Genomic DNA, 23188 nt, shown 5'->3' on the forward strand with positions numbered 1-23188 from the left:
AGAGACAAATTTTGCACAGTAAAAAGCGGCTTTTCATTCATGAGTGAAATTACGTGACGCAATTCATCAATCACCATGATAAATCACCGCACAGAACAGCAAAAAAATCGAACACGTCAAATTTCCCTCATATCCATCCGGTTATACTGTTTTACCCATAAAGGAGCAGTGGAATCGCTTTCGCAATCGTCCGTTTGGACAGGTGAACTGCCTTTAACTCACGCATTGCGGGAAAACAAAAATCTGGAGGAATGTCGTGCAAACTTTTCAAGCCGATCTTGCCGTAATAGGCGCTGGCGGGGCTGGATTACGCGCAGCAATTGCTGCGGCACAAGCTAATCCAAACGCTAAAATCGCTCTGATTTCAAAAGTCTATCCGATGCGCAGCCACACCGTTGCCGCTGAAGGAGGGTCCGCCGCCGTTGCGCAGGATCATGACAGCTTCGAATACCATTTCCACGACACGGTTGCAGGGGGCGACTGGCTTTGCGAACAGGATGTCGTTGACTATTTCGTGCATCACTGCCCCACGGAGATGACCCAGCTTGAGCAATGGGGTTGCCCGTGGAGTCGCCGTCCGGACGGCAGCGTCAACGTTCGTCGCTTTGGCGGCATGAAGATAGAACGAACCTGGTTCGCCGCCGACAAAACCGGCTTCCACATGCTCCACACCCTGTTCCAGACCTCCCTTCAGTTCCCACAAATTCAGCGCTTTGACGAGCACTTCGTCCTCGACATCCTGGTGGATGAGGGCGAAGCGCGCGGTCTGGTGGCGATGAACATGATGGAAGGCACCCTTGTGCAGATCCGCGCGAAAGCGGTGGTGATGGCAACGGGCGGTGCGGGGCGCGTTTATCGCTACAACACCAACGGCGGTATCGTCACCGGCGACGGCATGGGCATGGCGCTCCGCCACGGCGTGCCGCTGCGCGATATGGAGTTTGTCCAGTATCACCCAACCGGTCTGCCAGGCTCCGGCATACTGATGACGGAAGGCTGCCGCGGTGAAGGCGGTATTCTGGTTAACAAAAACGGCTACCGCTACCTGCAGGATTACGGTATGGGGCCAGAAACACCGCTCGGCGAGCCGAAGAACAAATACATGGAGCTGGGTCCACGCGACAAAGTGTCTCAGGCTTTCTGGCACGAATGGCGCAAAGGCAACACCATCTCCACGCCGCGCGGCGATGTGGTTCACCTCGATTTGCGTCATCTCGGCGAGAAGAAACTGCTTGAGCGCTTGCCGTTCATCTGCGAGCTGGCGAAAGCGTACGTTGGCGTCGATCCGGTGAAAGAGCCCATTCCGGTGCGTCCAACCGCGCACTACACCATGGGCGGGATCGAAACCGACCAGCAGTGTGAAACCCGCATTAAAGGCCTGTTCGCCGTCGGCGAGTGCTCCTCCGTGGGCCTGCACGGCGCAAACCGCCTGGGGTCCAACTCGCTGGCCGAGCTGGTGGTCTTTGGTCGCATGGCGGGCGAGCGCGCGATGGAGCGTGCCGCCACGGCAGGTGAAGCCAACGGTGCGGCGCTGGATGCGCAGGTTGCCGACGTTGAAAAACGGCTCAAAGACCTGGTGAATCAGGAAGGCAACGAAAACTGGTCGAAGATCCGCGACGAAATGGGCCTGTCGATGGAAGAAGGCTGCGGCATCTACCGTACGCCAGAGCTGATGCAGAAAACCGTCGATAAACTGGCGGAGCTGCAGGAACGCTTTAAGCATGTACGCATCACCGACACCTCCAGCGTTTTCAATACCGACCTGCTCTATACCATCGAGCTGGGCCACGGTCTGAACGTCGCGGAATGTATGGCGCACTCGGCGCTGGCGCGTAAAGAGTCACGCGGTGCCCACCAGCGTCTGGATGAAGGTTGTACGGAACGTGATGACGTCAATTTCCTGAAACACACTCTCGCCTGGCGCGACGCGGATGGCACCACTCGTCTAGACTATAGCGACGTGAAGATCACCACGCTGCCACCGGCGAAACGCGTGTACGGTGCAGAAGCAGAAGCCGCCGAGAAGAAGGAGAAGGCGAATGGCTGAGATGCAAAAAATGAAAGTTGAAGTGGTGCGCTACAACCCGGAAGTGGACACCGCGCCGCACAGCGCTTTCTATGAAGTGCCCTATGACGAGCAAACCTCCCTGCTGGATGCGCTCGGGTATATCAAAGACAACCTGGCGCCGGATCTGAGCTATCGCTGGTCGTGCCGTATGGCGATCTGCGGCTCCTGCGGCATGATGGTCAACAAGGTGCCGAAGCTGGCCTGTAAGACCTTCCTGCGCGACTACACCAAAGGCATCAAGGTTGAAGCGCTGGGCAATTTCCCGATCGAACGCGATCTGGTGGTCGATATGACCCACTTTATCGAAAGTCTGGAGGCCATTAAGCCGTACATCATTGGCAACCCGCGCACGCCGGATCAAGGCCCGAATACGCAAACCCCGGCGCAGATGGCGAAATACCATCAGTTCTCCGGCTGCATCAACTGCGGCCTGTGCTATGCCGCGTGCCCCCAGTTTGGCCTGAACCCGGAGTTCATCGGCCCGGCCGCCATTACCCTGGCGCACCGCTATAACGAGGACAGCCGCGACCACGGCAAAAAAGAACGTATGGCGCAGCTTAACAGCCAGAACGGCGTCTGGACCTGCACCTTTGTGGGCTACTGCTCCGAAGTCTGTCCAAAGCACGTCGACCCGGCTGCCGCTATTCAGCAGGGGAAAGTAGAAAGCTCGAAAGACTTTCTTATTGCAACCCTAAAACCACGCTAAGGAGTGCATGATGACGACTAAACGCAAAGCCTATGTGCGGCCGATGCCGTCCACCTGGTGGAAAAAACTGCCGTTTTATCGCTTCTATATGCTGCGTGAAGGGACGGCAGTTCCCGCGGTGTGGTTCAGTCTGGAGCTTATCTACGGCATTTTTGCCCTTAAGCACGGCCCCGAATCCTGGGCGAGTTTTGTGGGTTTCCTGCAAAACCCGATCATCGTGGTGCTGAACCTGATCGTGCTCGCTGCGGCGTTGCTGCATACCAAAACCTGGTTTGAACTGGCACCCAAGGCGGCGAACATCATCGTTAAAGGCGAGAAAATGGGACCAGAGCCTGTGATTAAAGGGCTGTGGGCGGTGACGGCAGTGGTTACTGTGGTCATTCTGTTTGTCGCACTGTTCTGGTAAGGAGACTACCGTGATCAATCCAAATCCAAAACGTTCTGACGAGCCGGTTTTCTGGGGGTTGTTTGGTGCAGGCGGCATGTGGAGCGCCATCATCGCACCGGTGATTGTCCTGCTGGTCGGCATTATGCTGCCGCTCGGGCTGTTCCCGGGCGATGCGCTGGGTTATGAACGCGTCCTCGCGTTTGCCAGCAGCTTTATTGGCCGCGTGTTTATCTTCCTGATGATCGTCCTGCCCCTGTGGCTCGGCTTGCACCGCATTCACCACGCGATGCACGACCTGAAAATCCACGTTCCAAACGGGAAATGGGTCTTCTACGGCCTGGCCACCATCCTGACCGTGGTCACCCTGATCGCCGTCGTCACCCTGTGATCGTTCTGGCCCGCCACCCGGCGGGCCTTCTAGTGCGGCATCTTCTCCACCAGCCACTGGGCGAATTCGCGCATGGCGGGCGTTTCCACACGCGACTGCAGCCGCGTCAGCCAGTAACTGCCCAGACCGATCTGCGTCGCAAACGGCTGCACGATACGCTCGCGGGCGAGTAAATGGCTAAACATATCGACAGGTGCGATAGCGATCCCCACGCCGGCCTGGGCGGCCTCCAGCATAGTGACGGACGAATCAAAGACCATGACCCGGTGCGTCGGTGAAGGTGGATGCTCGCCCACCGCCGCCATCCACGCCGTCCATTCATCCCGTCGATACGAACGCAGCAGAGTAAATTTCAGTATGTCGGCCGGGGTGCGCAGTCTGGCGGCAATGTCTGGCGTACAGAGCGGGGCCAGCGGGGCATGGCACAGAAACGTTGCCTCGGTGCCGTGCCACGCTCCGCCGCCGTAGCGGATCGTGTAATCCAGCCCTTCAGCCGCCGGATCGACGCGGTTGTTGTGTGTAGACAGCTGAAGATCGATATGCGGGCAGCGGCGGCGGAAATCATCAAGCTGCGAAAATAACATGCCGGTCGCAAACGTCCCCACGACGCCGATTTTCAGCTTCTCCTGCGCCCGGTGATTTGCAAAGCGATCTAACATACCGGCGATACGATCAAATGAATCGTTCAGCACCGGCAGCAAATTTTCCCCTTCCGTGGTCAGCATCAAACCCCGCGAAACGCGGATAAAGAGCTGGCAGTTCAGGTGCTGCTCCAGCGCCTTGACGTGCTGGCTGATCGCAGAGTGGGTAACGTTCAGCTCGATAGCGGCATGCGTAAAGCTCAGATGCCGGGCGGCAGCTTCAAAAGCACGAAGTGAATTAAGCGGAATGTAGCTGCGCGTCATAGGCTCGTCCGTTAGAAAAATTTACAGCTCATGCTAAATTTAACCGTTTGTCAGCGGCTGTCAAATCCCACAGACTACGCTCGTCTTATGGGCCCGGACACTCCCTTACACGCTATTACGGAAGATAACTGATGAAGAAAAAACTCGTTTGCTGCGCCCTGCTTCTCGGCGTTTCATGCTCAGCCCTCGCGTCCTCCCTGTCAGAAAAAGAGCTGGCAAAGGTGGTGAAGCGCACCGTGACGCCTCTGATGAAAGCACAGTCCATTCCGGGCATGGCGGTGGCGGTGATCTATCAGGGCCAGCCGCACTACTTCACCTTCGGCAAAGCCGATGTTGCTGCAAACACACCCGTCACGCCGCAGACCTTATTTGAGCTGGGCTCTGTCAGTAAAACTTTCACCGGCGTGCTGGGCGGCGATGCCATTGCCCGCGGCGAAATTTCGCTTAACGATCCGGTGACGAGGTACTGGCCTGAACTGACCGGCAAGCAGTGGCAGGGCATTCGCCTGCTGGATCTCGCCACCTACACCGCCGGTGGCCTGCCGTTACAGGTTCCGGATAACGTTACCGACCCGGCCGCACTGCTGAACTTCTATCAAACGTGGCAGCCGCAGTGGAAACCGGGCACCACGCGCCTGTATGCCAATTCCAGCATCGGCCTCTTTGGGGCGCTGGCGGTCAAGCCCTCTGGAATGGGCTTTGAGCAGGCCATGACCACGCGCGTCCTGAAGCCGCTGAAGCTCGATCATACCTGGATCCAGGTTCCGAAATCCGAAGAGCAGCATTACGCCTGGGGCTATAGCGACGGGAAAGCGGTCCGCGTTTCACCGGGTATGCTGGACGGCGAAGCCTATGGCGTAAAAAGCAACGCCGAAGACATGGCGAGCTGGGTGATGGTAAACATGGCACCGGAGCGCGTTCAGGCTACATCACTTAAACAGGGTATTGCCCTGGCACAGTCACGCTACTGGCGTGTTGGGTCGATGTATCAGGGGCTGGGCTGGGAGATGCTGAACTGGCCGGTCGATGGCAAAACGATTATCGATGGCAGTGATAATAAGATCGCGCTGGCAGCGTTACCCGCGCGAGAAGTAAACCCTCCGGCACCACCGGTTAAGGCCTCGTGGGTCCATAAAACGGGCTCAACCGGCGGGTTCGGCAGCTACGTGGCCTTCATTCCCGAGAAGCAACTGGGGATCGTAATGCTGGCGAACAAGAGCTATCCGAACCCTGCCCGGGTAGAAGCGGCTTACCAGATCCTTAACGCACTGCAGTAACACGTTGCCGGGTGGCGGCTTCGTCCACCCGGCCTCCGCCAACATCAACGCACAAAACCCGCATTTTCCTTGCTGTCATCTACACTTAACAAAAAACCAGTAAGGAAACACCTATGCGCATTCTGCCTGTTATCGCCGCAGTGACAGCCGCGTTTTTAGTCGTTGCCTGCAGCTCCCCTACCCCTCCTCCTGGCGTGACTGTCGTCAGCAATTTCGACGCACAACGCTTCCTTGGCACCTGGTATGAAATCGCCCGCCTCGATCATCGCTTTGAACGCGGATTAGAAAAAGTCACGGCACATTACAGCTCAATGGATGACGGCGGTATTCAGGTCGTTAACCGGGGATATAATCCGGATCGTGAGATGTGGCAGCAGTCTGTGGGTAAAGCCTACTTTACCGGCGATCCGCACAGAGCCGCCATGAAGATCTCGTTTATTGGCCCGTTCTACGGCGGATACAACGTGATCGCGCTCGACAGAGAGTATCGCCATGCGCTGATTTGCGGGCCGGATCGCAGCTATCTGTGGATACTCTCCCGCACGCCAACCCTTTCACCCGAAATGAAACAGCAGATGCTCGACGTTGCGACCCGGCAAGGGTTTGATGTAACGAAATTAATCTGGGTAGAGCAGCCGCATTAATGCGTGCTGAGCTTCAGCCCTATGATCCCGGCAACAATCAACGCGAGGCTGGCGATGCGCGCCAGGCTCGCTGATTCTCCCAGCAGTAAGATCCCGGTTATCGCCGCACCGACGGCACCAATGCCCGTCCAGACGGCATAGGCTGTACCCACGGGCAGAGAACGCATCGCCCATGACAGCAGGACAATGCTCACAATCATCGCGGTGACGGTAATGACGCTTGGGGTCAGGCGGGTGAAACCATGGGTATATTTCAGGCCAATGGCCCATACCACTTCGAGCAGACCGGCAATAAAGAGAATAATCCAGGACATCTCAGGCTCCTTAACTTCAGTGAAAGTTGGGGCCGTCCCCGGTGAAAGAGGCGCTTACGGGTCGTCCCGCAAGGCAGAGGTTACACGCCCTATTTTGGTTAGCGTGCAATTTTTTTTCAATCCTTTTTTGCTGAACGCGTTAAGGCAAGAAATAGCCTCAGTATGCCGTGCAGTTCAGGCATTTATCACTCATCCGACTTCTCTATTATGGTGTGCTTTCTGATGGCAGGAAGCCAAACCACTAGCCGACTGCGAATACAATATGTTCAAAATTCTTTTGATTGACCGTTGTCACTTCACCCGCGCCGGGATTGAAGACTGGCTCAATCACTCAGGCCTGTTTCCGGGTGACTTCGTTGTGACCGGCCTGAATAATCTGTTTCTTGCCCGAGAGCACATCCTGCAGTGGAAACCGACGTTAGTTATCGCTGACTTACACGGTTTCAGACAGGACATTCACCATTTTCAGCAGCTCTCTTCCTTGCTGATAGCCAGCGAAACGCTGCCTTTTATTTTATTGCAGTCGGGCGAGGAGAAAGCGATGGCCGATTATGTGGCGCAGTTCCCGGTATGGTCGTCACTGCACAAAAAAACCGATCTCGAACAGCTGGCAACGGTGATTAACGACGCGCTGACGATGTGTACGCGCGTGGCGATCCCGCAGGCGGCGGCCCCGCTGTTAACCCGGCAGGAAGAAAAAGTGCTGACGCTGTGGATGAATGGTGCAAGCAACCAAAATATTGCCAGCCACCTGAGTATTAACGGAAAGACGGTTTATACGTATAAACGCAATATTCGCATGAAATTACATATGGATACGCGCTTTTCACCGTTTTTATCGCTGCAGGAAAGTGAAAATTGACGGTACGGGGAGACGACACGCCGTACCGTCCTGTCTCATCAGTTCTGAGCTTTAGTCGCTGCACCAGAAATGGCACTACCACCGTCAGAGATATCTTCCCCTACACCACGGGTGGTATTACATGCGGTCAGTACCGAAGACAGCACCAGAACAGAAAAGATCGCTGCAATTGTTTTCTTAACCATAATATCTTCCTTTTATAGCCAAAGTTATTTTGTGTATAGCAACTTAAGGATAGACAAGATCCTGGCGATTGACGGAAAAGGAACAATTTTTAGGAAAATTAGACGGGATTAGCTGGCTGCGTGGGAAATGATATGGCCGAGATCCTGAATATCTTCGCCCATGCCGCGCGCGGTGTTGCATCCGGAAAGGAGCGCGCTGGAAAGCGCTAACAGAAGCAGAATTTTTACGATACGTTTCATCATCCGTGCCTGAAAATCAGGCGCAGCGGGCGCTGCGCCTTTCATCATCTACATGAATTACTTCACGCGAGATACGTATTCGCCGGAGCGGGTATCCACTTTGATCACTTCGCCAGTCTGTACGAACAGCGGAACTTTAACCACGGCACCGGTGGACAGTTTAGCTGGCTTACCGCCAGTACCTGCGGTGTCGCCCTTCAGACCTGGATCGGTTTCAACGATTTCCAGCTCAACGAAGTTAGGTGGGGTCACAGCGATAGGCTGGCCGTTCCACAGGGTCACGATGCACTCGGCCTGGTCCAGCAGCCATTTAGCGCTGTCACCTACGGCTTTCTCGTCAGCAGACAGCTGTTCGAAAGTCGTGTTGTTCATGAAATGCCAGAACTCACCGTCGTTGTACAGGTAAGTCAGGTTCATATCGACAACATCTGCGCCTTCAGCGGAGTCAGTAGACTTGAAGGTTTTTTCTACACGGGTACCGGTCAGCAGACGGCGCAGCTTAACGCGCGCGAATGCCTGGCCTTTACCTGGTTTAACGAATTCGCTGGCTTCAACCGCATACGGTTCGCCGTCCATCATGATTTTAAGACCAGCACGAAAATCGTTGCTATAGTACGTTGCCATAAGGCCCTCTAAATTTGTTAACTGGTAGCTAAGCCACAAAATGGCGCATATTGTAACCCTAAACACCCCGTCCAGAGAAGATTGGTTATCGCAACTTGCCGATGTAATCACCAGTCCTGATGAATTGCTGCGTCTCTTAGACCTCGAAGGGCATCAAACATTGCTCGCAGGCCGTGAGGCAAAGCGCCTGTTTGCACTGCGCGTGCCCCGCGCGTTTGTCGCCCGCATGGAGAAAGGTAACCCTGACGATCCGTTGCTAAAACAAACACTTACTTCTCAGGATGAGTTTGTCACTACGCCGGGTTACAGCACCGACCCGCTGGAAGAGCAGAACAGCGTCGTGCCGGGTTTGCTGCATAAATACCTTAATCGCGCTCTGCTGCTGGTGAAGGGCGGCTGCGCGGTAAATTGCCGTTATTGTTTCCGCCGTCACTTCCCCTACGCTGATAATCAGGGAAACAAGCGTAACTGGCAGGTCGCGCTGGACTATATCGCCGCCCACCCGGAACTGGATGAGATCATTTTTTCCGGTGGCGACCCGCTGATGGCAAAAGATCACGAGCTGGACTGGCTGCTGACCCAGCTTGAAGCCATCCCGCATATTAAGCGTCTGCGCATTCATAGCCGTCTGCCGATCGTGATCCCGGCGCGGATCACCGACGGGCTGGTTTCGCGCCTTGCGCAGTCTCGTTTACAGGTTTTGCTGGTCAACCATATCAACCACGCCAACGAAATTGACGATGAATTTCGGGCGGCGATGATTCGCCTGCGTCAGGCTGGCGTGACGCTGCTGAACCAGAGCGTGCTGCTGCGCGGCGTCAATGATAATGCCCGCGTGCTGGCCGATCTGAGCAATGCGCTGTTTGATGCAGGCGTGATGCCCTATTACCTGCATGTGCTGGATCGCGTTCAGGGTGCGGCACATTTCATGGTGACGGATGAAGAGGCGCGGCAGATCGTGCGCGAACTGCTAACGCTGGTCTCTGGCTATATGGTGCCGAAACTGGCGCGCGAGATTGGCGGTGAGCCAAGCAAGACGCCGCTGGATTTGCAGCTGCGTCAGAGCTAGTTTTCCCTCTCCCGACGGGAGAGGGAAAAGGCAATCAGTTCGGGCACTTATAGACCTGGCCGTTCATCTGGCTGGCCGTTGGGACGAAGCTGGACAGCATACTCTGCGTTGGGCTGCTCACGCCGTAAATCACGTTGCCTCCCATTGCTGCTGCCTGGTTACGCAGGGCATTTGCCGCGCCGCGCATAGAGCCGCCTTCTTCACCGTGTTGCCCGGAAAGCCAGTTGCTTTGTTTACCGGAGGCTGTGCCTAACAGCTGGCATTCGCTACCCGGCTTATCTTCCACAAAGCGAACGCTTTGACCAGCCGCCGACAGCTCATTGCTGGAGCTACAACCCGCCAGCAGCAATGCTGCACCTACGATCCCTGCACAGACTTGTACGCGCATGTTATTCCTCGTTTTCAAAAAGCTGGACTCAGTTGTCCGTGTGTAAATCTTATACCTAAAAGATGACCAAAAGAAAAACACTGAGCATTTCTGCGAGTCCGATTCCGCCTCGCATGCCTTTTCTATCCTAAATGAATTCCGATATTAACCTTTGAGGTATCGTGTTTTAGCCCTTAATCGTTTTTAGTGGTGCCACGTACAACTTTTGTACGGCATAAAAAAAGGGGGCTTCATGAGTAGATCATCCTCAGGAGAGGAAAAAGTGACATGGGTGGGCTATCTGGCGTTTGTGCTTACCATTGTATTTTTTTCAGGTTTCTTCGCCAAAAGCACCGAATGGTGGCGCGTGCTGGATTTTACCGTCATTAACGGCAGCTTTGGCGCGGTGAACGGCGCGCTGACGTTTCGCGGCGAGGGCGGTACGGGGGCGAAAGACGGGTTCTTGTTTGCCCTTGAGCTGGCACCCTCGGTCATTTTATCGCTCGGCATTATCGCCGTGACCGAAGGATTAGGCGGGCTGCGCGCCGCGCAGCAGCTGATGACGCCGGTGTTGCGCCCGCTGCTCGGGGTACCCGGCGTATGCTCGCTGGCGCTGATCGCCAACCTGCAAAATACCGATGCTGCCGCAGGGATGACCAAAGAACTCGCTGACGAAGGGACGATTACCGGGCAGGAACGCGCCATTTTCGCCACCTTCCAGACCAGCGGAAGCGCCATCATAACGAACTATTTCTCTTCAGGCGCTGCGCTCTTTACCTTTATCACCGTCCCGGTGATTACGCCGCTGGCCGTAATTCTGGTGTTTAAATTTGTTGGCGCGAATCTTCTTCGCCTGTGGATTGCCCGCATCGAAGGCCGACATAGTCAGGAGGAAGCCAATGATCGCCCAGCCGCGTAAAAACATCATGGATCTGTTTATCGAGGGTGCCCGCCGCGGCTTTACCATTGCCACCACCAGCCTGCTACCCAATGTGGTCATGGCCTTCGTTATCATTCAGGCGCTCAAGGTAACGGGCCTGCTGGATATAGTGGGTAAGGTATGTGAACCCGTCATGGCGCTCTGGGGGCTGCCGGGCGCAGCGGCGACGGTGCTGCTGGCTTCGGTGATGAGTATGGGCGGTGGCGTGGGTGTCTGCGCCAGCCTGGTGGCCGCAGGAACGCTGAATGGACACGATGCCACCGTTCTTCTCCCGGCAATTTACCTGATGGGCAATCCGGTGCAAAACACGGGGCGCTGCCTGGGTACCGCAGGCGTTGACCCAAAATACTATCCGCACATTATCACCATCTGCGTGATTAACGCGCTGGTCTCTCTGTGGGTGATGCAACTGCTTGTCTAAAAAAAAGCCCCCGACATTGCTGTCGGGGGCTTCTTTATTTCTGCAAAGGGCAGAACTGCATGATTACATCATGCCGCCCATTCCACCCATGCCGCCCATACCAGCAGCACCTAAGTCAGGTGCGTCGCCTTTAGGCAGGTCGGTCACCATGCACTCGGTGGTGATCATTAGGCCAGCAACAGATGCCGCGTACTGCAGAGCAGAACGGGTCACTTTTGTTGGGTCCAGAATACCGAAGTCGATCATGTTGCCGTATTCTTCAGTTGCTGCGTTGTAACCGTAGTTACCTTCGCCTGCTTTCACGTTGTTAGTCACAACAGACGGCTCTTCACCGGCGTTGGACACGATCTGACGCAGAGGTGCTTCCATCGCGCGCAGCGCAACTTTGATACCCACGTTCTGATCTTCGTTCTGAGCAGTCAGGTTAGCCAGTTTAGCGGCAACACGCACCAGCGCGACACCACCACCAGCAACGACGCCTTCTTCTACCGCAGCACGGGTTGCGTGCAGGGCATCGTCAACGCGCGCTTTCTTCTCTTTCATTTCAACTTCGGTCGCAGCACCGACTTTGATTACCGCAACACCGCCTGCCAGTTTCGCTACGCGCTCCTGCAGTTTTTCACGGTCGTAATCAGAGGTCGCTTCTTCGATCTGCTTACGGATCTGAGCCACACGGCCCTGGATTGCGCCTTCTTCACCCACGCCATCGATGATGGTGGTGGTGTCTTTGTTGATGACAACGCGTTTCGCCTGGCCCAGGTCTTCCAGAGTGGCTTTTTCCAGCTCCATACCGATCTCTTCGGAGATGACGGTACCGCCGGTCAGGGTTGCGATATCCTGCAGCATCGCTTTACGACGATCGCCGAAGCCAGGTGCTTTAACCGCAGCCACTTTCACGATGCCACGCATGGTGTTAACCACCAGGGTTGCCAGCGCTTCGCCTTCAACGTCTTCAGCGATGATAACCAGCGGCTTGCCTGCTTTCGCAACGGCTTCCAGCACTGGCAGCATTTCGCGGATGTTGGAGATTTTTTTGTCAGCCAGCAGGATGAACGGGCTTTCCAGCTCAACTGCACCGGTTTCCGGCTTGTTGATGAAGTATGGAGACAGGTAACCGCGGTCGAACTGCATACCTTCAACTACGTCCAGTTCGTCTTCCAGGCCGGTACCGTCTTCAACGGTGATCACGCCTTCTTTGCCGACTTTGTCCATCGCTTCTGCGATCAGCTTACCTACGGTTTCGTCGGAGTTAGCGGAGATAGTACCAACCTGAGCAATCGCTTTAGAGTCAGAGCACGGTACGGACAGCGCTTTCAGTTCTTCAACGGCGGAGGCGACAGCTTTGTCGATACCACGTTTCAGATCCATTGGGTTCATGCCCGCCGCAACGGCTTTCAGGCCTTCAGTGATGATAGCCTGAGCCAGCACGGTCGCGGTGGTGGTACCGTCGCCTGCAGCGTCGTTCGCTTTAGAGGCAACTTCTTTCACCATCTGCGCGCCCATGTTTTCGAATTTGTCTTCCAGTTCGATTTCACGTGCAACAGAAACACCATCTTTGGTGATGGTTGGAGCGCCGAAGGATTTATCCAGCACTACGTTGCGGCCTTTCGGGCCAAGAGTGACTTTAACTGCATCTGCCAGCACGTTTACGCCGCGCAGCATTTTCACACGAGCGTCGTTACCGAATTTTACGTCTTTAGCTGCCATGTTCTTTTTTCCTCAAATTCGTACAGTTTCGTGCGTAGATTACGCTTCAACAATTGCCAGAATATCGCTCTCGGACATGATCAACACTTCTTCATTGTCGATCTTCTCGGATTTCACGCCGTAGCCATCGTTGAAAATGACGATGTCACCAACTTTAACGTCCAGAGGCTGCACAGTTCCGTTTTCCAGGATGCGGCCCTTACCGACAGCGATGATTTCGCCACGCGTTGATTTGGCTGCTGCAGAACCGGTCAGAACGATGCCGCCTGCAGACTTAGTTTCAACTTCTTTACGTTTGACGATCACACGATCATGTAACGGACGAATACTCATTGATAGCTCTCCTTTGAGAAAGTCATTATCAGTTATGGATGACGCCGGTCCGCACGCGGTTTCCGGCTAGTGCACTGAGAGATGGGGATAGCTTTTTACCCCTTCAAGGGGGAATCGAAAAAAAATTTGCGAAAGTGTTACCATCGCCTCTCTTTTAATGGCGGCAGGACGATGTAAATGAGTGGACTGAAACAGGAGCTGGGGCTGGCGCAGGGGATAGGGTTGCTCTCCACCTCTTTGCTCGGCACGGGCGTTTTTGCGGTCCCTGCGCTGGCGGCGCTGGTCGCGGGAAATAACAGCCTGTGGGCCTGGCCGGCGCTGATTGTGCTGGTTTTCCCGGTGGCGATTGTTTTTGCGATCCTCGGGCGGCACTTCCCCAGCGCAGGCGGGGTGGCGCACTTTGTCGGGATGGCATTCGGTCCACGTCTGGAGCGCGTGACGGGCTGGCTGTTTCTTTCGGTGATCCCGGTCGGCCTGCCTGCCGCGCTGCATATTGCGGCTGGCTTTGGGCAGGCGCTTTTTGGCTGGCATCACGAGCAGCTCCTGCTGGCCGAGCTGGGTACGCTGGCGATTGTCTGGTGGGTTGGGTCACGCGGGGCGAGTTCCAGCGCTAACCTGCAAACGCTGGTCGCGGTGCTGATCGTCGCACTCATTGCCGCCATCTGGTGGGCGGGCGATATCAACGTCGCGGACATTCCGTTCCCGGCGGTGAAGGATGTCGATCATTCCCAACTGTTCGCCGCGCTTTCCGTGATGTTCTGGTGTTTTGTCGGGCTGGAGGCCTTTGCTCATCTGGCGTCAGAATTTAAACAGCCCGAACGCGACTTCCCGCGCGCGCTGATGATCGGCCTGCTACTGGCGGGCACGGTGTATTGGGCCTGCACCGTTCTTGTGCTGCATTTTAATGCGTTTGGCGCAGATAAAGCTGCCGCAGCGTCGCTGCCGGGGATCGTGGTGCAGCTGTTTGGTGTGAAAGCGCTGTGGGTAGCGTGCGTGATTGGCTATCTGGCCTGCTTTGCCAGCCTTAACATCTACATCCAGAGCTTTGCGCGCCTGGTATGGTCGCAGGCGTTGTACAAACCCGAAAGCCGCCTTGCGCGCTTGTCCAAACGTCAGCTGCCATTGAATGCGCTTAATGCCGTGCTGGGCTGCTGTGTGGTGAGCACGCTGTGCATTTACGGCCTGGACATCAATCTTGATGCGTTAATCGTCTACGCCAACGGCATCTTCATCATGATTTATCTGCTGTGCATGCTGGCAGGCTGCCGTTTGCTGAAGGGGCGTTATAAAGCGCTGGCGATCGTCGGGGGTGTGCTGTGTCTGCTGCTGCTGGCGATGGTGGGCTGGAAAAGCCTGTACGCCATTGTCATGCTGGCGGGACTGTGGGCGTTTTTGCCGACGCGCGGTGCGCTCCGCTAGTTGCCAGTTAGCGAAGCGCCACAGAAGAAAATTTATCGATCGTCTTTATGGTCTAAACGGTCGCGCTGGTCGTCCTTACGCTGATACTCCCCGTCGAACGTGTCGCCAGGGCCGGTGCTGAAACCACCGCCTGGCACGCGGTTGAATCGCAGATGCGGCAGCAGTTTCATGGTCAGGTGCTTTTGAACCGGCGGTAACAGCAGCAACAGGCCGAGGAAATCGGTAAAGAACCCCGGCAGGATCAGCAGCAGGCCTGCAATAATCAGCGACACACTTTTGATCATCTCGGCGGCTGGGCTTTCGCCTGCGGCCATCTTCTGCTGCATTAACAGGAAGTTCTTGAAGCCCTGGTTGCGCACCAGCGACATGCCGATAACGGAGGTGAAGATCACCAGAATCAGCGTCAGCAGGACGCCCAACACATGAGCAACCTGAATGAAAATCGAAATCTCAATGTAAACGTAGAGAAAGAAAGCAATAAACGGTATCCAGCGCACTGGCATCTCCTGTATGGCAGGTGCCGTAAGGCCCCTGTCTGAATGTGTTCGCGAAGCGCGTCTGTAAGAGATGGTGACGGTTAGCCAAAATTCAATCGGTTTGCACGGATATTTTTTCTGGAAATATTAAAGCGGTGACTCATTTCACAGATTAATAATTATCATGTGATCGAGACGATAATAAGTGATCCAGCTTACGGCAATTCGCTATCATCAGCATATGATCTCGAACATCTGGCTGATTGAGGGAATAATCGTCGGTCAGAAAATATTCAAAACCACATATATACTGTGTGTTTAGTACAATCCATCGGCAGCTTGAAAAGAAGGTTCACATGTTAAACAACATTCGTATCGAAGAAGACTTGTTGGGTACCAGGGAAGTTCCAGCGGATGCCTACTATGGTGTTCACACTCTGAGAGCGATTGAAAACTTCTACATCAGCAACAGCAAAATCAGCGACATCCCTGAATTTGTGCGTGGCATGGTGATGGTGAAAAAGGCCGCAGCACTGGCGAACAAAGAGCTGCAAACCATTCCGAAAAGCGCCGCAAATGCGATTATCGCCGCCTGCGATGAAGTGCTGAACAACGGCAAATGCATGGACCAGTTCCCGGTTGACGTCTATCAGGGCGGCGCGGGTACCTCCGTCAACATGAATACCAACGAGGTGCTGGCAAACATCGGCCTGGAGCTGATGGGTCACCAGAAAGGTGAATACCAGTACCTGAACCCGAACGACCACGTTAATAAATGCCAGTCCACCAACGACGCCTACCCGACCGGCTTCCGCATTGCGGTATATGCCTCCGTGGTGAAACTGGTCGACGCGATTAACCAGCTCGGCGAAGGCTTCCAGCGCAAAGCGGTTGAATTCCAGGATATCCTGAAGATGGGCCGTACCCAGCTGCAGGACGCGGTGCCTATGACCCTCGGCCAGGAATTCCACGCGTTTAACGTGCTGCTGAATGAAGAGACCAAAAACCTGCTGCGCACCTCTGAGCTGCTGCTGGAAGTTAACCTCGGCGCGACCGCCATCGGTACGCGTCTGAACACGCCGGACGGCTATCAGCAGCTGGCGGTACAGAAGCTGGCCGAAGTCTCTAATCTGCCGGTTGTGCCTGCAGAAGACCTGATTGAAGCCACCTCCGACTGCGGCGCTTACGTGATGGTTCACAGTGCCCTGAAACGTCTGGCAGTGAAGCTCTCCAAAATCTGTAACGACCTGCGTCTGCTCTCTTCCGGCCCGCGCGCCGGCCTGAACGAAATCAACCTGCCAGAGCTGCAGGCGGGTTCCTCTATTATGCCAGCCAAAGTTAACCCGGTGGTGCCAGAAGTGGTTAACCAGGTTTGCTTTAAAGTCATCGGGAACGACACGACCGTTACCATGGCTTCTGAAGCCGGTCAGCTGCAGCTCAATGTGATGGAGCCGGTTATCGGTCAGGCGATGTTTGAATCCATTCACATCCTGACTAACGCCTGCTACAACCTGCTGGAAAAATGCATTAACGGCATCACCGCCAATAAAGAAGTGTGTGAAGGCTACGTTTACAACTCCATCGGCATCGTCACCTACCTGAACCCGTTCATTGGTCACCACAACGGGGATATCGTCGGCAAAATTTGTGCCGAAACCGGTAAGAGCGTACGTGAAGTGGTGCTGGAGAGAGGTCTGTTGACCGAAGCCGAGCTGGACGATATCTTCTCCGCTCAAAACCTGATGCATCCGGCCTATAAAGCGAAACGTTATACCGATGAAAGCGAACAGTAACAGTTCAGGCTAAGCTACCGAAAGGCACGTCACTTGTGACGTGCCTTTTTTCTTTTTAAGCATTACCAATTACACAACAATTTAATATCAACTTGTTAATAAACAAGGAAGGCATATATGTTTGGAGCAGAACTCGTCATCGTCCTGTTGGCGATTTATCTGGGAGCAAGACTCGGAGGCATTGGCATTGGGTTTGCCGGTGGTCTCGGGGTGCTCGTTCTCACCCTGATCTTCCAGATCAAACCCGGCGCAATCCCGTTTGACGTCATCGAAATCATCATGGCGGTTATCGCCGCTATCGCTGCCATGCAGGTGGCTGGCGGGATGGATTACCTGGTCAGCCTGGCGGAGCGTATGCTGCGCCGCCATCCCAAATACATCACCTTCCTTGCGCCTCTGGTGACCTGGTTTATGACCATTCTCGCCGGTACCGGGCACACCGCCTTCTCCACGCTGCCGGTGATCACCGAAGTGGCGAAAGAGCAGGGTATCCGCCCTTCTCGCCCGCTCTCTATCGCGGTTGTGGCGTCTCAGATTGCCATCACCGCATCGCCCATTTCCGCCGCCGTGGTCTTCTTCGCCGGTATTCTGGAGCCGATGGGCGTGAGCTACCTGACGCTGCTGGCCATCTGTATTCCGGTCACGCTGATTGCCGTGATGATTACCGCCGTGCTGTGCAACTTCCTGGGTGCCGAGCTGAAAGATGACCCGGTTTATCAGGAACGTCTGGCGAAAGGTGAAGTGAAGCTGCGTGGCAGCCAGGTCTTCGAACTGAAGCCGCACGCAAAACGCTCCGTACTGCTGTTCCTGATTGGTATCGTTGCCGTGATGTTCTACGCCACCGCCATCAGCGACACCGTGGGCCTGATTCAGAACCCGGTTCTGCCGCGTAACGAAGCGATTGTGGTGTTTATGCTGACTATCGCCACGCTGATTAGCATTACCTGTAAAATCGACACCAGCGAAGTGCTGAACGCCAGCACCTTTAAATCCGGCATGAGCGCCTGCGTGTGCGTGCTTGGCGTGGCATGGCTTGGCGATACCTTCGTGAAAGCCCACATCAGCGATATCCAAACCGTTGCAGGCGACCTGCTGCATAACTATCCGTGGCTGCTGGCCGTGGTGCTGTTCTTCGCGGCGACCCTCCTTTACTCTCAGGCAGCGACCACCAAAGCGTTGATGCCAGCGGCCCTGATGCTGGGCGTAACGCCACTGACCGCGATCGCCTCTTTCGCCGCGGTATCTGCGCTGTTCGTGCTGCCAACGTATCCAACCCTACTGGCGGCGGTTGAGATGGATGACACCGGTTCGACCCGTATCGGGAAGTACGTGTTTAACCACGCGTTCCTGATCCCGGGCGTCGTCGCGATTTCCCTGTGCGTTATCCTCGGCTTTATCATCGGCGGTATCGTTCTGTAAACCGTTAGCCGTTGTAAAAATAGTTAAAATCGGGCCGCTCTGCGGCCCGTTTCATTAATGACCAACCGCCGTGCGTGATATAGTGAGGCCTTTCGTGATGAGGAGGTCGACTTGTGAACACGCCTGATGCTGTTGTCGTACTTTGTACCGCCCCAGATGAAGCCTCTGCCCAGGATCTCGCCGCTAAAGTGCTGGCCGAGAAACTGGCCGCCTGTGTGACTCTTCTTCCCGGTGCCACGTCCCTCTACTACTGGGAAGGCAAACTGGAACAAGAATACGAAGTCCAGATGCTGCTTAAAACCAACCTGGCGAACCAGCAGGCGCTCCTTGATTGCCTTAAGTCTCATCATCCTTACCAAACTCCGGAACTGCTGGCGCTGCCAGTCGTCCACGGCGATAACGATTATCTCTCATGGCTCAACGCTTCTTTACGCTGATCCTGCTGCTGTGCAGCACATCAGCCTTTGCCGGGTTGTTTGACGCACCCGGCCGTTCAAACTTTATTCCTGCTGACCAGGCGTTTGTTTTTGATTTTCAGCAGAACCAGCACGACCTCAACCTCACCTGGCAGGTGAAAGAGGGCTACTACCTCTACCGCAAGCAGGTCAGCATCACGCCCGCTCAGGCAAGCGTAGGCGCATTACAGATGCCCGCCGGCGAGTGGCACGAGGATGAGTTTTATGGCAAAAGCGAAATCTATCGCCAGCGCCTGAACGTGCCCGTTACGGTAAATCAGGCCGACACAGGTGCCACGCTGACGGTCACTTACCAGGGCTGCGCCGACGCGGGGTTCTGCTACCCCCCTGAGACGAAGGTGGTTCCCCTAAGTGAAGTAAGCGCTGCCGCCACCGTTTCACCTCCACCTTCCAACGTGAAGGACGAGGGGGAGAGCGCTTCAGACCTTCCTTTCTCCGCGCTCTGGGCCTTACTGATTGGTATTGGCATCGCCTTTACCCCGTGCGTGCTGCCGATGTATCCGCTGATTTCAGGCATTGTGCTGGGCGGTAAGCAACGTCTGTCCACCGCCCGTGCGCTGCTACTGGCCTTTATTTACGTACAGGGCATGGCGCTGACCTATACGGCGCTTGGCCTTGTTGTGGCCGCAGCCGGGCTACAGTTCCAGGCAGCACTTCAGCATCCGTATGTGCTCATCGGCCTGTCGGGCGTGTTTATTCTGCTGGCACTGTCGATGTTCGGCCTGTTTACCCTGCAACTGCCCTCTTCCCTGCAGACACGCTTAACGCTGATGAGTAATCGTCAGCAGGGCGGCTCAGCAGGCGGTGTGTTCGCGATGGGGGCCATCGCCGGGCTGATTTGCTCTCCGTGCACAACCGCGCCACTGAGCGCGATCCTGCTGTACATCGCCCAGAGCGGCAATATGTGGCTGGGCGGCGGTACGCTTTATCTCTACGCGCTGGGTATGGGCCTGCCGCTGATCCTGGTTACGGTGTTTGGCAACCGCCTGCTGCCTAAAAATGGCCCGTGGATGGAGACGGTTAAAACGGCATTTGGCTTTGTGATTCTGGCTCTGCCGGTTTTCCTGCTGGAACGCATCATCGGTGACGTTTGGGGCACGCGTCTGTGGGCGATGCTCGGCGTGGCGTTCTTCGCCTGGGCATTTATCGTCAGCCTCGGGGCAAAAAAACCGTGGATGCGTCTGGTACAAGTTCTTCTCCTTGCCGCCGCACTGATAAGCGTTCGTCCGCTGCAGGACTGGGCGTTTGGTGCGCCTGCGGGGCAATCGCAGGCGCATCTCAGCTTCACGCAGATTAAAAACGTGGATGAACTTAACCGCGCGCTGGTTCAGGCAAAGGGGAAACCCGTAATGCTGGACCTCTATGCCGACTGGTGCGTGGCCTGCAAAGAGTTTGAAAAATACACCTTTAGCGATCCGCAGGTGCAACGTGCGCTGAAAGAGACGGTTCTACTACAGGCGAACGTCACGGCAAACAGCCCGCAGGATAAAGCCTTGCTTAAGAAACTTAACGTGCTCGGTCTGCCTACGATCCTGTTTTTCAATGAACAGGGCGAAGAACAACCAGCACAGCGTGTCACCGGGTTTATGGATGCTGCAGCGTTCAGTGCGCATTTGCACGATCGCCAACCGTAAACAACACTTTAAACGGGACAAACCGTGGGAACAGCGGAGGAGAAAACCGTGCAACGCGAAGACGTACTGGGACAAGCCCTGCAATTACTTGAGATTCAAGGGATCGCCAGCACCACGCTTGAGATGGTCGCCGACCGTATCGATTACCCTCTGGATGAATTAACACGCTTCTGGCCTGATAAAGAAGCGCTGCTTTACGATGCCCTGCGCTATCTTAGCCAACAAGTTGATGTCTGGCGCCGGCAGTTGATGTTAAATGAAGAGCTGACGACAGAACAGAAACTGCTGGCGCGTTATACCGCCCTGTCCGAATGCGTAAGCAACAACCGCTATCCGGGCTGTCTGTTTATCGCCGCCTGTACGTTCTACCCGGACCCAGGCCATCCGATTCACCAGCTGGCGGATCAGCAAAAGCGTGCGGCGCATGACTTCACCCATGAGCTGCTGACTACGCTTGAAGTGGACGATCCGGCGATGGTGGCTAAACAGATGGAGCTGGTGCTGGAGGGCTGCCTGAGCCGTATGCTGGTGAACCGTAGTCATGCCGACGTGGAAACAGCACATCGACTGGCAGAAGATATTCTGCGCTTCGCACAGTGCCGTATGGGTGGTGCATTGACCTAAGCTTTAGCGGTAAATTTGCCGTTTTCGCTGCGTAAACCGTCAGATTGTCGTAAAGTTAAGCAGTTGAACGGCTTTTCCCGAAATAATGTTGACGGTCAGGCGTGATTGCGGTTTAATGCGCTCCGTTGCCCGGATAGCTCAGTCGGTAGAGCAGGGGATTGAAAATCCCCGTGTCCTTGGTTCGATTCCGAGTCCGGGCACCACTATTTAAAGAACCCAGCCTATGGCTGGGTTTTTGCTTTCTGGAAATACAGTTCCCTCCCCTGGCACTCCATCTACCAGGCATTACCTGCTTTGATCCCCATAGCTTTGCTAACATTTCATTAAATACGAAACATACCTTCCTTTTACGGAAGAAAGACTTCCTTTTTTTTGTTCCAACGACCCAAAGCCGACCAAATAGCGCAGACAATAACTGGCACAGGAATTGCATAGAATATTTTATTAATGTATTCGAAAACGAAGTCTTAACAAAATATGAGCATGAAAACCCTAAAAATCTATATTTAGCCAGCATCCCTTCCTTTGACGCAGCAATTGAACAATTATGTTCAGTCCATTGATGACGAAAACGTCTTCAGTGTCCTTATTCTTGGGAGATTAAAGTTAAATAGCGCTGAACTGGTAAATGGCAGAACTGTATTTTCTTACAATGTTAATGAATATTTATCACAAAAACTCGATAGCGTTTCTAAATTCATCGCCAATAAAAAGGACTATAGAATTGAAATTCATACAAATATTATCCATGAAACAGATATATTAGTACCATTATTACAAAGAGTTTTGCCGAAGATACCGTTAAAGCAGTTTAAACTTCATCTGTATGATGATGGCACCGGAACCATTATTCAACGCGTTATGATAGGTCGATTTGATGGTAAACTATTGAGAAAAATGATGCGTGAAAGGTCGGAAGTGTTCCAGCACCTTTTAATGATGAATAAACCGTTGGGCTCATGGGAATGGAATATTGCCGATAATTATATTTGGCATTATTTTATTGATACAAAGTACTATTTACTCGAGCCTTTTTATAACAAAACGGTAAAAAACCACTTCTTTGATGAACTGCAACCTTCCATAATTCCTTTATCCTATAAAGAGGGTGATATCTCGTTGCTATCAAATAATGGAATATGGGACCGTTTGTTAAATATTCCTGAAGACCTCCGTGTACGATTATCAGCAATAGCAAAATATAGAGATGCCACGCTCTTTCTAACAACTTTCTACCCTGATATTCGAAAGAGAGCTGCGCATCATCAGGCAATGTTAAGAAAAATCACTGAGCTTAAATCTTCAGGGATGCTGCCTAATGAGACGTCCATAATTTACAAAGGCCATCCAGCCAATCATGAATTAAATCATGAACTATGCACAGCCCTGGGTAATAATATCACAGTGCTTCCGGATAATATTCCGTTAGAGTATCTTCATACTCAGAGGTTATTACCTAAAAACATTGCGGGATGTTTTGGAACCTCTTTTTTCAGTATGAAGGATAAAAACGTTAAGTTCGTGATTATGAATGGCGATAAGCATTGTGATGAAAACATCATGAATATTGAGATCATTCAAATGCATAGCAGCTTTGACACAGACAAGATCATCTATCTTGAAGAGTCTTCCTGAAGCCTTATTAGCTGCAAGAAAAGTTCTTAATATTTTTGATTTTCCGTCTTTTAAACGTTGAAACACTCATACTTTCAGTCGGTAGCTTTTCTTTTCTAAATAAGCTACCGGACTGATCCTGGAACGTTTTTATCAGCTGTTATAGCTTCGCCTCATCCCAACCAAAAGCAAAAAACCCCGCACCTTACGGTACGGGGTTCTTCTTGTTTGATGCCTGGCAGTTCCCTACTCTCACATGGGGAGACCCCACACTACCATCGGCGCTACGGCGTTT

25 protein-coding genes, 1 tRNA gene and 1 pseudogene are annotated in these 23188 nt (G+C 54.1%); 18 read left to right on the forward strand and 9 right to left on the reverse strand.

The window, feature by feature from the left end; genetic code table 11:
- Positions 1-256: 256 nt before the first annotated feature.
- Genes frdA through frdD form a run of 4 tightly spaced genes read left to right on the forward strand, consistent with a single transcriptional unit; the run spans position 257 to position 3550 of the window.
- Entirely contained in the window at positions 257-2047 is a 1791-nt protein-coding gene (gene frdA, locus FFS28_RS13125) for a fumarate reductase (quinol) flavoprotein subunit (RefSeq protein ID WP_137849750.1), read from the forward strand.
- Positions 2040-2774 carry a succinate dehydrogenase/fumarate reductase iron-sulfur subunit gene (locus FFS28_RS13130; RefSeq protein WP_006178954.1) on the forward strand — a complete coding sequence of 245 codons (735 nt, stop codon included), beginning with the start codon at positions 2040-2042 and terminating at the stop codon, positions 2772-2774. The genes frdA and FFS28_RS13130 overlap by 8 nt, the downstream gene beginning before the upstream one ends.
- Positions 2775-2784: 10 nt before the next feature.
- Positions 2785-3180, forward strand: a complete 396-nt coding sequence (frdC, locus tag FFS28_RS13135; protein ID WP_042322487.1) for a fumarate reductase subunit FrdC — start codon at positions 2785-2787, stop codon at positions 3178-3180.
- A 10-nt stretch (positions 3181-3190) separates the two neighbouring features.
- Positions 3191-3550: a fumarate reductase subunit FrdD gene (gene frdD / locus FFS28_RS13140; protein ID WP_042322484.1), complete on the forward strand. Its 360-nt coding sequence runs from the start codon at positions 3191-3193 to the stop codon at positions 3548-3550.
- Between the two features lie 29 nt (positions 3551-3579).
- On the opposite strand, the gene ampR is transcribed toward frdD, so the two are convergent.
- Positions 3580-4455 carry a LysR family transcriptional regulator AmpR gene (ampR, locus tag FFS28_RS13145; RefSeq protein WP_137849751.1) on the reverse strand — a complete coding sequence of 292 codons (876 nt, stop codon included), beginning with the start codon at positions 4453-4455 and terminating at the stop codon, positions 3580-3582.
- Between the two features lie 131 nt (positions 4456-4586).
- Here ampR and ampC point away from each other — a divergent pair, with 131 nt between their 5' ends.
- Complete coding sequence (gene ampC / locus FFS28_RS13150) at positions 4587-5732, forward strand: CMY2-MIR-ACT-EC family cephalosporin-hydrolyzing class C beta-lactamase (RefSeq protein ID WP_137849752.1); 1146 nt, start codon at positions 4587-4589, stop codon at positions 5730-5732.
- A gap of 113 nt (positions 5733-5845) precedes the next feature.
- Complete coding sequence (locus tag FFS28_RS13155; RefSeq protein ID WP_006178945.1) at positions 5846-6376, forward strand: lipocalin family protein; 531 nt, start codon at positions 5846-5848, stop codon at positions 6374-6376.
- Here the strand turns inward: FFS28_RS13155 and sugE are convergent.
- Positions 6373-6690 carry a quaternary ammonium compound efflux SMR transporter SugE gene (sugE, locus tag FFS28_RS13160; protein WP_006178944.1) on the reverse strand — a complete coding sequence of 106 codons (318 nt, stop codon included), beginning with the start codon at positions 6688-6690 and terminating at the stop codon, positions 6373-6375. The two genes, FFS28_RS13155 and sugE, sit on opposite strands and share 4 nt — an antisense overlap.
- A gap of 262 nt (positions 6691-6952) precedes the next feature.
- On the opposite strand from sugE, the gene FFS28_RS13165 reads away from it, so the two are divergent.
- Entirely contained in the window at positions 6953-7552 is a 600-nt protein-coding gene (locus FFS28_RS13165) for a helix-turn-helix transcriptional regulator (RefSeq protein ID WP_137849753.1), read from the forward strand.
- 38 nt (positions 7553-7590) lie between these two features.
- Here the strand turns inward: FFS28_RS13165 and ecnB are convergent, their stop codons facing one another.
- From ecnB to efp, 3 genes are all read right to left on the reverse strand, one after another.
- Positions 7591-7737, reverse strand: coding sequence for a lipoprotein toxin entericidin B (ecnB, locus tag FFS28_RS13170; protein WP_006178941.1), 147 nt, complete (start codon positions 7735-7737; stop codon positions 7591-7593).
- Positions 7738-7845: 108 nt separating this feature from the next.
- Entirely contained in the window at positions 7846-7977 is a 132-nt protein-coding gene (locus FFS28_RS13175; protein ID WP_137849754.1) for an entericidin A/B family lipoprotein, read from the reverse strand.
- Between the two features lie 57 nt (positions 7978-8034).
- Positions 8035-8601 (reverse strand): elongation factor P, encoded by a 567-nt coding sequence (gene efp, locus FFS28_RS13180; RefSeq protein ID WP_006178939.1) that lies wholly within the window; start codon positions 8599-8601, stop codon positions 8035-8037.
- Between the two features lie 40 nt (positions 8602-8641).
- Between efp and epmB the strand changes: the two genes are divergently transcribed.
- Positions 8642-9670 (forward strand): EF-P beta-lysylation protein EpmB, encoded by a 1029-nt coding sequence (gene epmB / locus FFS28_RS13185; RefSeq protein WP_137849755.1) that lies wholly within the window; start codon positions 8642-8644, stop codon positions 9668-9670.
- Positions 9671-9704: 34 nt separating this feature from the next.
- Here the strand turns inward: epmB and FFS28_RS13190 are convergent, their stop codons facing one another.
- On the reverse strand, positions 9705-10058 hold the full coding sequence (locus tag FFS28_RS13190) for a DUF4156 domain-containing protein (RefSeq protein ID WP_006178937.1): 354 nt from the start codon (positions 10056-10058) through the stop codon (positions 9705-9707).
- Positions 10059-10290: 232 nt separating this feature from the next.
- Here FFS28_RS13190 and FFS28_RS13195 point away from each other — a divergent pair, with 232 nt between their 5' ends.
- Both FFS28_RS13195 and FFS28_RS13200 read left to right on the forward strand, forming a co-directional pair.
- Positions 10291-10956, forward strand: a complete 666-nt coding sequence (locus FFS28_RS13195; protein ID WP_137849756.1) for a nucleoside recognition domain-containing protein — start codon at positions 10291-10293, stop codon at positions 10954-10956.
- Positions 10937-11398, forward strand: coding sequence for a YjiG family protein (locus tag FFS28_RS13200; protein WP_058609507.1), 462 nt, complete (start codon positions 10937-10939; stop codon positions 11396-11398). Before FFS28_RS13195 ends, FFS28_RS13200 begins: the two co-directional genes overlap by 20 nt.
- 63 nt (positions 11399-11461) lie before the next feature.
- Here the strand turns inward: FFS28_RS13200 and groL are convergent, their stop codons facing one another.
- Both groL and FFS28_RS13210 read right to left on the reverse strand, forming a co-directional pair.
- A complete protein-coding gene (gene groL / locus FFS28_RS13205; RefSeq protein ID WP_137849757.1) occupies positions 11462-13105 on the reverse strand; it encodes a chaperonin GroEL in 1644 nt (547 codons plus the stop codon).
- Between the two features lie 39 nt (positions 13106-13144).
- Positions 13145-13438, reverse strand: coding sequence for a co-chaperone GroES (locus tag FFS28_RS13210; protein WP_003855929.1), 294 nt, complete (start codon positions 13436-13438; stop codon positions 13145-13147).
- Positions 13439-13615: 177 nt separating this feature from the next.
- Here FFS28_RS13210 and yjeH point away from each other — a divergent pair, with 177 nt between their 5' ends.
- Entirely contained in the window at positions 13616-14857 is a 1242-nt protein-coding gene (gene yjeH, locus FFS28_RS13215; protein ID WP_102891546.1) for an L-methionine/branched-chain amino acid transporter, read from the forward strand.
- A 32-nt stretch (positions 14858-14889) separates the two neighbouring features.
- On the opposite strand, the gene FFS28_RS13220 is transcribed toward yjeH, so the two are convergent.
- Positions 14890-15354 carry an FxsA family protein gene (locus FFS28_RS13220; RefSeq protein ID WP_042322475.1) on the reverse strand — a complete coding sequence of 155 codons (465 nt, stop codon included), beginning with the start codon at positions 15352-15354 and terminating at the stop codon, positions 14890-14892.
- A 335-nt stretch (positions 15355-15689) separates the two neighbouring features.
- Here FFS28_RS13220 and aspA point away from each other — a divergent pair, with 335 nt between their 5' ends.
- From aspA to FFS28_RS13255, 7 genes and pseudogenes are all read left to right on the forward strand, one after another.
- Positions 15690-17126, forward strand: coding sequence for an aspartate ammonia-lyase (gene aspA / locus FFS28_RS13225; protein ID WP_006178931.1), 1437 nt, complete (start codon positions 15690-15692; stop codon positions 17124-17126).
- Positions 17127-17243: 117 nt separating this feature from the next.
- Positions 17244-18545 (forward strand): anaerobic C4-dicarboxylate transporter, encoded by a 1302-nt coding sequence (locus FFS28_RS13230; protein ID WP_006178930.1) that lies wholly within the window; start codon positions 17244-17246, stop codon positions 18543-18545.
- 113 nt (positions 18546-18658) lie between these two features.
- Positions 18659-18982 (forward strand): divalent cation tolerance protein CutA, encoded by a 324-nt coding sequence (gene cutA / locus FFS28_RS13235; protein WP_006178929.1) that lies wholly within the window; start codon positions 18659-18661, stop codon positions 18980-18982.
- Positions 18958-20655 carry a protein-disulfide reductase DsbD gene (locus tag FFS28_RS13240; RefSeq protein WP_137849758.1) on the forward strand — a complete coding sequence of 566 codons (1698 nt, stop codon included), beginning with the start codon at positions 18958-18960 and terminating at the stop codon, positions 20653-20655. The genes cutA and FFS28_RS13240 overlap by 25 nt, the downstream gene beginning before the upstream one ends.
- A gap of 48 nt (positions 20656-20703) precedes the next feature.
- Positions 20704-21279: a transcriptional regulator gene (locus FFS28_RS13245; RefSeq protein ID WP_042322470.1), complete on the forward strand. Its 576-nt coding sequence runs from the start codon at positions 20704-20706 to the stop codon at positions 21277-21279.
- A 127-nt stretch (positions 21280-21406) separates the two neighbouring features.
- Positions 21407-21482 (forward strand) — tRNA-Phe (locus FFS28_RS13250).
- A gap of 319 nt (positions 21483-21801) precedes the next feature.
- A pseudogene (locus FFS28_RS13255) lies at positions 21802-22914 on the forward strand (hypothetical protein); the annotation flags it as partial.
- Positions 22915-23188: the final 274 nt, after the last annotated feature.

Origin of the sequence: Enterobacter sp. 2VL (assembly GCF_005503595.1) — a bacterium.
In the GTDB taxonomy this organism is placed as follows: Bacteria; Pseudomonadota; Gammaproteobacteria; order Enterobacterales; family Enterobacteriaceae; genus Enterobacter; species Enterobacter cancerogenus.

What these genes read in the sequence shown, in the direction of transcription:
- efp (WP_006178939.1), bottom strand. Translation starts at nt 8,601, where the DNA reads ATGGCAACGTACTATAGCAACGATTTTCGTGCTGGTCTTAAAATCATG.
- frdC (WP_042322487.1), top strand. Translation starts at nt 2,785, where the DNA reads ATGACGACTAAACGCAAAGCCTATGTGCGGCCGATGCCGTCCACCTGG.
- ampC (WP_137849752.1), top strand. Translation starts at nt 4,587, where the DNA reads ATGAAGAAAAAACTCGTTTGCTGCGCCCTGCTTCTCGGCGTTTCATGC.
- epmB (WP_137849755.1), top strand. Translation starts at nt 8,642, where the DNA reads ATGGCGCATATTGTAACCCTAAACACCCCGTCCAGAGAAGATTGGTTA.
- FFS28_RS13130 (WP_006178954.1), top strand. Translation starts at nt 2,040, where the DNA reads ATGGCTGAGATGCAAAAAATGAAAGTTGAAGTGGTGCGCTACAACCCG.
- FFS28_RS13210 (WP_003855929.1), bottom strand. Translation starts at nt 13,438, where the DNA reads ATGAGTATTCGTCCGTTACATGATCGTGTGATCGTCAAACGTAAAGAA.
- FFS28_RS13165 (WP_137849753.1), top strand. Translation starts at nt 6,953, where the DNA reads ATGTTCAAAATTCTTTTGATTGACCGTTGTCACTTCACCCGCGCCGGG.
- FFS28_RS13190 (WP_006178937.1), bottom strand. Translation starts at nt 10,058, where the DNA reads ATGCGCGTACAAGTCTGTGCAGGGATCGTAGGTGCAGCATTGCTGCTG.
- FFS28_RS13200 (WP_058609507.1), top strand. Translation starts at nt 10,937, where the DNA reads ATGATCGCCCAGCCGCGTAAAAACATCATGGATCTGTTTATCGAGGGT.
- FFS28_RS13230 (WP_006178930.1), top strand. Translation starts at nt 17,244, where the DNA reads ATGTTTGGAGCAGAACTCGTCATCGTCCTGTTGGCGATTTATCTGGGA.
- ampR (WP_137849751.1), bottom strand. Translation starts at nt 4,455, where the DNA reads ATGACGCGCAGCTACATTCCGCTTAATTCACTTCGTGCTTTTGAAGCT.
- sugE (WP_006178944.1), bottom strand. Translation starts at nt 6,690, where the DNA reads ATGTCCTGGATTATTCTCTTTATTGCCGGTCTGCTCGAAGTGGTATGG.
- FFS28_RS13195 (WP_137849756.1), top strand. Translation starts at nt 10,291, where the DNA reads ATGAGTAGATCATCCTCAGGAGAGGAAAAAGTGACATGGGTGGGCTAT.
- yjeH (WP_102891546.1), top strand. Translation starts at nt 13,616, where the DNA reads ATGAGTGGACTGAAACAGGAGCTGGGGCTGGCGCAGGGGATAGGGTTG.
- FFS28_RS13155 (WP_006178945.1), top strand. Translation starts at nt 5,846, where the DNA reads ATGCGCATTCTGCCTGTTATCGCCGCAGTGACAGCCGCGTTTTTAGTC.
- FFS28_RS13240 (WP_137849758.1), top strand. Translation starts at nt 18,958, where the DNA reads ATGGCTCAACGCTTCTTTACGCTGATCCTGCTGCTGTGCAGCACATCA.
- ecnB (WP_006178941.1), bottom strand. Translation starts at nt 7,737, where the DNA reads ATGGTTAAGAAAACAATTGCAGCGATCTTTTCTGTTCTGGTGCTGTCT.
- aspA (WP_006178931.1), top strand. Translation starts at nt 15,690, where the DNA reads ATGTTAAACAACATTCGTATCGAAGAAGACTTGTTGGGTACCAGGGAA.
- FFS28_RS13175 (WP_137849754.1), bottom strand. Translation starts at nt 7,977, where the DNA reads ATGAAACGTATCGTAAAAATTCTGCTTCTGTTAGCGCTTTCCAGCGCG.
- groL (WP_137849757.1), bottom strand. Translation starts at nt 13,105, where the DNA reads ATGGCAGCTAAAGACGTAAAATTCGGTAACGACGCTCGTGTGAAAATG.